This is a genomic window from Streptomyces swartbergensis (genome assembly GCF_002148965.1).
Taxonomy (GTDB): domain Bacteria; phylum Actinomycetota; class Actinomycetes; order Streptomycetales; family Streptomycetaceae; genus Streptomyces; species Streptomyces swartbergensis.
In genome coordinates this window covers 1-4033 of sequence record NZ_NGFN01000516.1, presented here as the reverse complement: position 1 = coordinate 4033, position 4033 = coordinate 1, and the positions used below count along the sequence as shown (strand labels likewise).

2 protein-coding genes are annotated in these 4033 nt (G+C 66.8%); one reads left to right on the top strand and one right to left on the bottom strand.

Annotated features, from left to right (window positions below; translation table 11 throughout):
- Positions 1-223: 223 nt before the first annotated feature.
- Positions 224-3070, bottom strand: coding sequence for a preprotein translocase subunit SecA (gene secA / locus CA983_RS41280; protein ID WP_086605793.1), 2847 nt, complete (start codon positions 3068-3070; stop codon positions 224-226).
- A 277-nt stretch (positions 3071-3347) separates the two neighbouring features.
- Here secA and CA983_RS41275 point away from each other — a divergent pair, with 277 nt between their 5' ends.
- Positions 3348-3917 (top strand): GNAT family N-acetyltransferase, encoded by a 570-nt coding sequence (locus CA983_RS41275; protein ID WP_086605794.1) that lies wholly within the window; start codon positions 3348-3350, stop codon positions 3915-3917.
- Positions 3918-4033: the final 116 nt, after the last annotated feature.

Below are 4033 nucleotides of genomic sequence, written 5' to 3'. Positions count from 1 at the left end.
CCGCCCACCCCGCCCAGAGGCCGACTGAGCCATCACGCAAGGCCACAGAACCGCAGATCCACCACAACCGAAGGGCCGGACACCCTCAGGTGCCCGGCCCTTCAGCCGCTACGGCGCTTCAGCGACCGTTACTTCTTACGGCGACTGTCACTTCTTACGGCGACCGTCACTTCTTATGACGACTGTCACTTCTTACGGCGACCGTCACTTCTTATGACGACCGTCACTTCTTACGGCGACCCCGGCTCCGCGCCTGCTTGCGGCGCTCCGCGCGCGTGAGGCCGTCGGACTCGGAACGCACCGGCTCGTCGTCGGTGGCGAAGTCACCCTCGATGGTGCCGCCCTCACCGTCGACCGTCGGCGCGGAGAAGTGGAGGTTGCGCCGCTGCGGAGCGTCGAGCCCCTTGGCGCGGATCTCCGGGCGGGCACCGGCCTGCGCCGGCACCGTGTCGTGCTTCTCCAGGTCGGCCACCGGCTTGGTTTCCTCGACCGGGACCTCCTCGACCTGCTGCTCGACCTGGACCTCCAGGTTGAACAGGTAGCCGACGGACTCCTCCTTGATGCCCTCCATCATGGCGGTGAACATGTCGAAGCCCTCGCGCTGGTACTCGACCAGCGGGTCCTTCTGCGCCATCGCGCGCAGGCCGATGCCCTCCTGGAGGTAATCCATCTCGTAGAGGTGCTCGCGCCACTTGCGGTCGAGGACCGACAGCACGACCCGGCGCTCCAGCTCACGCATGATCTCCGAGCCGAGCTGCGCCTCGCGCGCCTCGTACTGCTCGCGGATGTCGTCCTTGATGGAGTCGCCGATGAACTCGGCGGTCAGCCCCGCCCGGTCGCCGGCGGCCTCCTCCAGCTCCTCGATCGTGACCTTGCACGGGTAGAGCTGCTTGAAGGCGCCCCACAGCCGGTCGAGGTCCCAGTCCTCGGGGAAGCCCTCGGCGGTCTCGGCCTGGACGTAGGCGTCGATGGTGTCGTCCATGAAGTGCTGGATCTGCTCGTGCAGGTCCTCGCCCTCCAGAACGCGGCGCCGCTCGCCGTAGATGACCTCACGCTGGCGGTTGAGGACCTCGTCGTACTTCAGGACGTTCTTACGGGTCTCGAAGTTCTGCTGCTCGACCTGCGACTGGGCGGAGGCGATCGCGCGCGTGACCATCTTGTTCTCGATCGGCACGTCGTCCGGGACGTTCGCCATCGACATCACGCGCTCGACCATCTGGGCCTTGAACAGCCGCATCAGGTCGTCGCCGAGGGAGAGGTAGAAGCGGGACTCGCCGGGGTCGCCCTGACGGCCGGAACGACCGCGCAGCTGGTTGTCGATGCGCCGCGACTCGTGCCGCTCGGTGCCCAGCACGTAGAGCCCGCCGAGCTTCTCGACCTCGTCCTTCTCGGCCTGGACGGCCTTCTCGGCCCGCTTGAGCGCCTCGGGCAGGGCCTGCGCCCACTCCTCGATGTGCTCCTCCGGGTCGAGGCCGCGCTGGCGCAGCTCCGCCTCGGCGAGGTCCTCGGGGTTGCCGCCGAGCTTGATGTCCGTACCACGGCCGGCCATGTTCGTGGCCACCGTGACGGCGCCCTTGCGGCCGGCCTGGGCGACGATCTGCGCCTCACGGTCGTGCTGCTTGGCGTTCAGCACCTCGTGCTGGATGCCGCGCTTGCTGAGCTGCTGCGAGAGGTACTCGGACTTCTCGACCGAGGTGGTGCCGACGAGGATCGGCTGCCCCTTGCGGTGCTTTTCCTCGATGTCGTCGACGACCGCCTCGAACTTGGCGACCTCGGTCCGGTAGATCAGGTCCGATTGGTCCTTGCGGACCATCGGCCGGTTGGTCGGGATCGGCACCACACCGAGCTTGTAGATCTGGTGGAACTCGGCGGCCTCGGTCATCGCCGTACCGGTCATGCCGCACAGACCGGGCATTTCCTTGCCGTTGTGGTCGTGGCGCTTGTAGAGGCGGAAGAAGTTCTGGAGCGTGATCGTGGCGAGCGTCTGGTTCTCGTCCTTGATCGGCACCCCTTCCTTCGCCTCGATCGCCTGGTGCATGCCCTCGTTGTAACGGCGGCCCGCGAGGATACGTCCGGTGTGCTCGTCGACGATCATGACCTCGTCGTCGATGATGACGTAGTCCTTGTCCTTCTTGAAGAGCTCCTTGGCCTTGATGGCGTTGTTCAGGTAGCCCACCAGCGGGGTGTTCACCGACTCGTAGAGGTTGTCGATGCCCAGCCAGTCCTCGACCTTGGCGACACCGGACTCGTGGATGGCGACCGTGCGCTTCTTCTCGTCGACGTCGTAGTCGCCGGTCTCCTCGATGCCCTTGAGCGGCTGACCCGGCTCGCCGCGCTTGAGGCGCTTGACCAGCTTGGCGAAGTCGCCGTACCACTTGGTGGCCTGGTCGGCCGGGCCGGAGATGATCAGCGGCGTACGGGCCTCGTCGATGAGGATGGAGTCGACCTCGTCGACGATGGCGAAGTTGTGGCCGCGCTGGACGAGCTCGTCCTTGGACCACGCCATGTTGTCGCGCAGGTAGTCGAAGCCGAACTCGTTGTTCGTGCCGTACGTGATGTCGCAGGCGTACTGCTCGCGGCGCTGAGCCGGCGTCATGTTGGCGAGGATGCAGCCGACGTCGAGGCCGAGGAAGCGGTGGACTCGGCCCATCATCTCGGAGTCACGCTCGGCCAGGTAGTCGTTCACCGTGATGATGTGGACGCCCTTGCCAGACAGCGCGTTCAGATACGCCGGCAGCGTGCCGACGAGGGTCTTGCCCTCACCGGTCTTCATCTCGGCGACGTATCCCATGTGCAGGGCGGCGCCGCCCATCATCTGCACGTCGTAGTGCCGCTGGCCCAGGACGCGCTTGGCGGCCTCGCGGACGGTGGCGAACGCCTCGGGCAGCAGGTCGTCCAGGCTCTCACCATCGGCGTACCGCTGCTTGTACTCATCGGTGAGGGCCCGCAGCTCGGCGTCGGAGAGGTCGACGAAGTCCTCTTCGATGGAGTTGACCTGGTCCGCGATGCGGTGCAGCTTGCGCAGGATCTTGCCTTCGCCTGCACGCATGATCTTGGAGAGGACGGACACGGGGGTTGGTCTCCTTGCCGGTCGGGCCTGGGACGGTCGGTTTCCATTGGACTACTAAGCAACGGCCATCGTATGCGAGGACCCCGCCGCGCCGGGAGGGCCTGCCGTGACGGCGACCGTCGCTGCTTCATTTCGCTTTCACTCCGCTTCGAAGAGGACAACGTCCGGGCCCCTCGGATGGTGCCGCATCCTCCGTCCGAATTAAGCGAAGCGTGATCACGCCATCACCCACAGCAAACAGATGGTGCTTCCGGGGGCCTCCGACCACAATCAGCCGATGGACCCCCTCACCCTCACCACGGACCGCCTCCTGCTGCGCACGGTCGGCCCCCAGGACACCGACGCGGTGTACGACGCCTGCCAGGACCCCGACATCCAGCGCTGGACCACGATCCCCTCGCCGTACCTCCGCGAGAACGCCGAGGCCTTCACGGAACAGTTGGTCCCCGACGGCTGGGCGGACGGATCCATGTACACCTTCGGCGTCTTCCTCCACTCCGGAGAACTCGCCGGCATGCTCGGCATCACCATGCACGCCCTGGGCATGGGCGAGATCGGCTTCTGGGCCGCCAAGCAGTACCGCTCCAACGGCTACATCACGGAAGCCGTCCTCACCGCATGCCGCTGGGCCTTCGTCCACGCCGCCGTCGACCGCATCGAATGGCGTGCCGAGGTGGGCAACCACGCCTCCCGCGCGGTAGCGGAACGAGCCGGCTTCACGATCGAAGGCACGCTGCGCGCCGCGACGAACAACAAGGGCGTACGCCGCGACACCTGGGTCGGCTCCCTGCTCCCGTCGGACATGGGCCTCCCGTCGACGGCCCCGTACTTGCCGGCGCGTGCATAGCTGCTGAGCTGCTGAGCTGCTGAGCTGCGGGCAATCGTGCCGCTAAGGGCGGCACGGGTGGGCGCAGCGGCACCTCGCACCGCCGAGCTGCGGACCCACCGGCCCCAGCCCCCACG

Bases quoted from the DNA above. Each gene is read 5' to 3' on its own strand.
- CA983_RS41275 (WP_086605794.1), top strand. From the start codon at position 3,348: ATGGACCCCCTCACCCTCACCACGGACCGCCTCCTGCTGCGCACGGTC.